Raw genomic sequence first — 6,505 nt, 5'->3', positions numbered from 1 at the left:
TTCTGGTTTAATGAAGTCACTCGAAATGCCCTCCTTGGCGGTTTGTTTGTTTCTTGTACAACCAATTTATCGCCTCTGGACGGGCATTTCGAGCTCTTTCTCTTACAAAACCTCCTAAATCGCGCTTATATTGGGTCTAGGTCGGACTCGACGCTCGGTCGTGGGCGGAATAGGGTCCCAAGGGTCCGTGCCATCACAAACAGTGTCCTTTCCAACAGAGCCGTTGCTGACGGAGTTCGTTCAATCCAAGCTCATGAACAACATCTAGAGGTGCAATGAAAAGGATTCCTGTGTCAAACAAAATTGCAGCAACTGGGGTGACAAGGAATCCTAAAACTGCGACTAGTCTGGAGAAATCCAATTGGGACTCCCTTGCTTGGCCAACAGGGGATATCAGTACTCTTCCTTGATGAAGGTCCATTCGTCCCAGATGCCGGCCATTTCAGAGAACGTGGCTCTATTCTCGCTTTGCTCAAGCCACTCAGGCCACCGTTCCGCAATAGTGTCAGCCATAGCATCCTCCGTAAGGCGTGGTGAGCTGTTGGAACCGGTGAAACCCTGTTCCCAAGCCTCTCTGAAGAGGGGAACGAGTTGACGCTTGTATTTATGGGTTGTCGGATGAATTCCTAATCCTACCCAGCCGTCGACAAGCTCCTTTAGCCTCTCTAGTATCTCTGAAGCGTCCATTTCTTTTCCTCCCTCTTTTTGATTGTCTCTTAGCCTTTTATCTGCCGTTGTTCATCGCCATATTGCCTTCATGACCGGTAAGATTATTGTCGCACCCGAGTTCGCTGTCCGATCAATCGCGATACTATGCGGCCGATCCAGCCTTCTGGATAGCTGTTCCAAGTGTCGCGTCTGGAGCCGGCATCGTTGGGTTCTGCACCCTTTCCCTAAAAGGTATAGTAACCTTTCAAGATACCTCGCTACAAAGCACTGCCATCAAGATTTCGAATGTATAGTGCTAGTTGGGACAGATTCCCGAGAACCGTACTGCCGCGTTGTGGATTGTTCCTCTTCAAATCCCGGGCGAGGTGTAAGATCCAACCGTCTTGAGTAACGATTGCATCTGCGTTGAGCCCAAGGATCCCTGATGGCTTTCCTCTTGGCAAGTTCCTAGTTCTAGACCTATCCTTGACCACCGACATAGGATTTTGCCGCTCTTCGAGCCCTATCGTTTGACAATGCATAATAAAATCGGTCATTAGACGTTAAAACCAAGTACCACGTTGAATTATACGTCTTTTGGATCCTCGCCTAACCAGAAACAAGAGTCCGCGGTTACGAGCAGCCCCCTGCTGGTAAGCCTATGATTGCATTCTGATTAGCCACATTGAGCTGATTCACTGGATTCCTCCTCCTATGGTCTTTCCATGAAAAAAATTATCCGGTGAATCTATCCTCCCTCATATTGGCCGGTTTTCAGGTGAGAACTCGTGGCTGGTTTTGGGTGATAACGGACACTAGCCGGAACTCTAATCAGGGGAGACTCTGTTAGTGGATCATCCAAGGCGCTTGCTGAAGATGTGGCATCCGAGCTTCCGACGGCGATCGAAGGATCGCGGCGGAACAAGAAGAACGACTAGGCATGAGAACCTGTTCGGGGAGACGACCGGTCCGGAAAAGTGAAGGGGGGATGGCAGGGCAATCCTCCCCTTAAGAAAAGCCATCACGGATCGGTCTATTCGGCTCGAATAGATCCGTGTTGAGATGGGGATTGGGGGCCAGTGGAGAAAAAAGTTCCTTTACTTGTCGATTAGGACCGGTCTTCAACCGATGGAGATGCACGTCGAAGGGGAATCGTGAGGTACGGTTCCGGCATAAAGGAGCCCCAATTGGCAGCCCTCGATGTGTTGCACAATCTCGACAAAGAGACGCGTGTTACTTCGCATCGCTTAAGCAGGCTGATTCGTTAGCTTTGTAGTGGCGAGACAGCCTTGGGATGATTCTGAATGAAGTGAACAATGGAAGAGACCACAAACGGTCCCCACTGCTTCCAGGTTTGAGTTTCGATAAACACGTGCTCAAGCGCAGGGACATGAAGGACGGCAAAATGACGATCGCGCGGGCGAAGGCCGAATAAAGTTTCTGGCGGCACGACGAGATCAGACGTTCCTAGGACGGCGAGAATATGATTCGACGCTTCGTGGAGATCGCGACTGTCCCACGGGACGCCGAGAACGATTCTCTCAAAGAAGATGTACGCGAGGGAATTCACTGTGTTTATTTGCTTAATGCTGTTCACTTTGGCCAGTAGCCCTGACTTCTCCCCGGCCTGCTTCGCTTCGGCAAGATGCCCCTGCCCACTCTCAAGCTTCTTTTCAGCTTCTTGTCGCTTAACTTCGAAAACGCGCGAGTAGTAATACGATCGAAGTTCGTCCCAATCCTCACTCTTAAAGCGTAGCTTCTGAGGTACGAGATCCATAAATGTTGGACCGGAACAGAGCAACGTGCATGTCTCGAATAACCGGTCATGACCGTATTCCTTCTCCAACGTTCGATTGCGGAGGAAGGCCGAGAGGCACCCTAATCCGCCGAGCGAATATCCGAGCAGGTGTATGCGCGTACTCTCGTCGAACCACTCGCGAAAGACCGGATTGTGAACAGAGTAATCGCGTGGCGAGCTGTCTGATAAGCGGATGCCACGAGCAAGATGACTGAGATCGGAGAGGAGTTGGCGGTAACCAAGATAGAACCGTTCGGGACTCTGTTTGATTACGTGGTAGGGGACGGCAGATTCCCTTGTCAGGTTTGGATCCAGCCTCTTCTGAGCAATTTTTGCGATTCGGTCGTACACACTCGTCTCGGGAATGCGGAAAAGGTGGAGTGGAATTGGTACGAGAACACTGGCGATACCCTGATCCGCCAAAAGGCGCGCCAGGCCAAGCTGTGCGTGGCGGTAGAGAGCTACACTGGGTTCTGCAAAACCATTGACGAGGATAACCAGATGCCTTTCTTTCTCGCGATTGGCATCAATACTCGGGAGCACAAACTCCAGCGGGAACTCCTGGTTTAGTAGGATGTTCTCGTCGTTCTCACCAAATCGTGGTTGTGGGATCCTCGTGTACCGCGATGTAAACTTGACCGAATGGAAATTCAGTTCGTCCTGAGTCATTTTCTTATCCTAAAGCATAAAGAGCACCCCGTGAAAATACGGGGTGCCAAAGATAACGGCAGGCAATGAGCTGAGCGGCCTACCAGTAACCAACACGATTGGGGTGGAGTTCTCTCTTCAAGAGACGGAGATTCTTTCCCAAACTCCCCTTGTAGAAAAGGTCCATGAGGTCGCCGAGACCGCGATCGGCCAGAAGCTCGTTTTCACTTTGATAGGGCTGGCCCCGGCGTGGAGATTGTTCCCCCACAACGCGTAGATGGCTGAGGAGAAAGTTGATGTTGGGCTCACCTATGAGCGTATCGGCAAAGCCTTCCATAATGGCAAGCTCGACATCATCGTACTTGCCATTAATGAGGGGCTTTCCCGGGCCGTTTGGATTGGAGTGTTCGTTCATTTTAACCTCCTAATGAGAGGGGACACTAACCACTAACTCATTTTATCATAATGGGTTAGCTTGGTCTACCCATTGCCCTCACTTCCCCTTCTCCGGCCACTGAGCTTCAGTAAAGCCCTTCTTGCGGGCCAGCTCCTTCAACTTCCGCTTGTTCGGCCTTCTTGGCGTGCTTTTGCCCTGTTCCCACTTCGCCACTGTGTTCGGATCCACACCAACCTCGTCAGAGAGCTCTTTTTGGGTGTACTCAAAAAAACGCTCGCGAAGGAGGACGACGAAGCGAGTCCAATCAATATTATCGGTAAAAAGTCTCACTTACTGCACCCCCGCCACTAGACATTTCCTAGGAAAAGCCCCTCCATAGAGTAGGAAATAACTGGACTATATAAGATTTTATTTCCTCTAGTCAACTGGGTTTTTTGTGAGGAAAACGCCCGCCGAGAGATAACAAGATGTACCACAAGACCTCTAACATGAAGCTAAAAAATGTGATGCGCCACTCTTTTGTTCGCGATCCATCGGTGTCGAGATCCAGATTTAGAACAAAAACAGCCGCCCATGGTAGGAGCGAGCGGTTCGGGTCAATAGCCCTCGGGAAAAAGTGCGGTGACAACTTGATTATCCTCGATGATCCAGAAGTTCGGTCTGTCTGAATTTGCATGGTCCTCGAAGACCTGCAGGTTGTCGATGTCGTTGCAACGTCGCGCCTGCTCCTGCAAAAAGAGATACTGTGTGAGGATCTCAATTGGTCCGAAGGTGCCGAGCACGCTACTGGTGGCTACCAGTTGCTTTGTGAAGAAGCGAGAGTCGTGGTGGTCGAGCGGGATCTCCTGGATCATCTGCCCGAGGTCCGGTGGGTTTCGAAGGGCGTCGCCCAAAGGCAACCGCTTTCCCGGTGGCTCATGAAGTCCGATCCGGCCACAATAACTTGGCCTAGAAGCTCGATCCGGAGGATTTCGCCGGCTTGCCGCAGCCGACGCGTGATCTCCAGATCGTCTTCGGACGGACGGTTATGGGCGGCTATGATCGCTGCCGCACCACGCTCGATCGCCCGGCGATAAACTTCGCACGGATGTACGATGGAGGCATTCAGCGAGCCCGCCGAAATGAGGTCGATGTCCAGAGCGGTGTGGCGGGTTGTGAGGTGCTGACAGTGGAAGTGCTCCCGGTCGGCCCTAGATCGCGGGCGAGAGGCGAATTGGGTAAGGAAAAACCGCCCACGGAAAGTGAGCGGCGGATGTCACCGGCAGAGGTGACAGAGATGGTGGATGCTGGTGTCAATGCGGAGCTGGTGGCAGCCCATGTCGACGACCTGGCCGGCCAGGATCGCACGGATATGCCTTTCGGCCTGTGCCTGGTCACACCACCCAAATGTGATGGATTCAAGCTGGAGGCCATCTTCAGCGAAGACGGCGTACTCCTGGATCCCATCTCCCGAAGTGCTGTCGTTAAGAAACAGAAGCACCTGATTCTCCACGCGGAGCCTGAATCCGGTACAGAGCACCCAGGTTGTGCTCGTGACCTTCTCAGCAAGCTCCTCGACAGAGGCGACATCCCCAACATGAAATGTCCGGCCTGTGTGCAGCATACCTAGCCCTCCTCATCAGTAATCCTCGGGTAAAAGTGCGGTGACGGCTTGAGCGTCCTCGATGAACCAGAGATTGGGCCCCTCGGAATTCGAAGTGTCCTCGAACACTTGCAGATAGTCGAGCCCACCCTGTTCGCACGCCCGTTCTTGGAGAGAGTAGTAGAGTTTGAAGATGAGCAGAGGACCGAAGGTTTGCAAAGCGGTGGCTGTCGCAACAAGATTCTTTGTGAAGAAGAATCGAGATTGCGGGTGATCCGGGGGAATCTCCTGAGGTTTTTGTATAAGGTTAGAGGGTTTTCGTTTTATATCAGTCATCAGAGCACCCCCTGTTCCTTCATGCTTACAAAGTCGGCATCTCCGAGAATCACATGGTCAAGGAGTTGAATCCCCAGTAGCTCACCTGCCCTCTTCAGACGTTCTGTCGTTCGTACGTCATCAGGAGAGGGACTGGGATCTCCAGACGGGTGATTGTGAGCGACAATGAAGGCGGCAGCGCGTCTTTTCACAGCTTCAGCGAACACTTCACGGGGATGGACTAAGCTTGAGTCCAGGGTGCCGATAGAGACGACATAGACATAACGAACGGTGTGACGGGCGGAGAGAAGGAAGACGATGAAGACCTCCCGGGACTCTTTTCCAATGGCTTCGCGGAAGGCTTTGGCGACATCCTGAGGTTGCTCAATCCTCCACCGGTTCCTGGAGCGATTGAGATACACGGCACCTTTTTCGAGCACTTTTACAGGGAAGCCACTCATCTTGCCTCCGCCGAAGCGCTGTTGGCTTCTTTGAGAAGTTGATTGATGAGCTCTCCAGCAGCTCGCTTGGTCGCCTGTGACAGGAGGGGCACCCCAAGCGCCTGCATGAGATGATCCTCGGCTGCCTTCCCTTTGAGCCCCTGCTCTTTGAGGAGCCGGAAGAGGTAGCGTTGCTGCGGCTCAGTGATGGACGAGTCCGAATCACTACCAGTTGCAGAAATGTTCTGCGGAACCTCCTGGGGCGAATCAGGTTGGGCACCCGATCCGGGGTCCGGCCCGTTAGGGGCGAAACCGTCGCCGTCCAACTCCTCGTGGGAGACGATACCGATATTGACGGCATCTCGGAGGGCACGGGACTTCGCTCGGGTCTCGGCCGCACGGATCAGGTGGGGGATGATGATCGCCTCTACGTTGTCAGGTGACGCATCTCCAAGTGCCTGGAACTTGCCTTTGGATGTCTCGACGAGCGCTTGGACAATCGCGGTTCGACCGTTCTCGTCCGAAGGAACCTGCAGAAGTTTCGTCTCGATTTGGGTCAGCCCCTCGGCATGTGCCTTTAAAAGTAGGCTTGAGTACATAACAACTTCCTTCGTGCCCACGACCTGACCGACCTCATCACGGATCTCGATCGTGCTGGAGAGTTCATTCTGTTTCAT

At 52.8% G+C, this 6,505-nt stretch carries 8 protein-coding genes and 1 pseudogene; all 9 read right to left on the bottom strand.

The genetic code is table 11. The features are described from left to right. Positions 1–393 precede the first annotated feature (393 nt). Positions 394–687 (bottom strand): hypothetical protein, encoded by a 294-nt coding sequence (locus tag KJ970_18560; protein MBU2692925.1) that lies wholly within the window; start codon positions 685–687, stop codon positions 394–396. A 1,225-nt stretch (positions 688–1,912) separates the two neighbouring features. Further along, a complete protein-coding gene (locus KJ970_18555) occupies positions 1,913–3,115 on the bottom strand; it encodes a hypothetical protein (GenBank protein ID MBU2692924.1) in 1,203 nt (400 codons plus the stop codon). A gap of 79 nt (positions 3,116–3,194) precedes the next feature. Next, on the bottom strand, positions 3,195–3,509 hold the full coding sequence (locus KJ970_18550; GenBank protein MBU2692923.1) for a hypothetical protein: 315 nt from the start codon (positions 3,507–3,509) through the stop codon (positions 3,195–3,197). A 78-nt stretch (positions 3,510–3,587) separates the two neighbouring features. After that, positions 3,588–3,821 carry a helix-turn-helix transcriptional regulator gene (locus KJ970_18545; GenBank protein ID MBU2692922.1) on the bottom strand — a complete coding sequence of 78 codons (234 nt, stop codon included), beginning with the start codon at positions 3,819–3,821 and terminating at the stop codon, positions 3,588–3,590. 266 nt (positions 3,822–4,087) lie between these two features. Continuing rightward, the gene (locus tag KJ970_18540) at positions 4,088–4,345 is read right to left on the bottom strand and encodes a hypothetical protein (GenBank protein MBU2692921.1); all 258 of its coding nucleotides are present in this window, start codon (positions 4,343–4,345) and stop codon (positions 4,088–4,090) included. Beyond that, positions 4,342–4,686: pseudogene (locus KJ970_18535) on the bottom strand (hypothetical protein). The gene KJ970_18540 and the pseudogene KJ970_18535 overlap by 4 nt, the downstream one beginning before the upstream one ends. 423 nt (positions 4,687–5,109) lie before the next feature. After that, positions 5,110–5,409: a hypothetical protein gene (locus KJ970_18530; GenBank protein ID MBU2692920.1), complete on the bottom strand. Its 300-nt coding sequence runs from the start codon at positions 5,407–5,409 to the stop codon at positions 5,110–5,112. Beyond that, positions 5,409–5,849, bottom strand: a complete 441-nt coding sequence (gene radC / locus KJ970_18525) for a DNA repair protein RadC (GenBank protein MBU2692919.1) — start codon at positions 5,847–5,849, stop codon at positions 5,409–5,411. The genes KJ970_18530 and radC overlap by 1 nt, the downstream gene beginning before the upstream one ends. Further along, the coding region (locus KJ970_18520) for a hypothetical protein (protein MBU2692918.1) at positions 5,846–6,505 on the bottom strand (660 nt) is incomplete at its 5' end. The genes KJ970_18520 and radC, both read right to left, overlap by 4 nt.

This window comes from Candidatus Eisenbacteria bacterium, assembly GCA_018831195.1.
Lineage (GTDB): Bacteria > Eisenbacteria > RBG-16-71-46 > CAIMUX01 > JAHJDP01 > JAHJDP01.
This window is presented reverse-complemented; position numbering and strand designations above follow the sequence as displayed.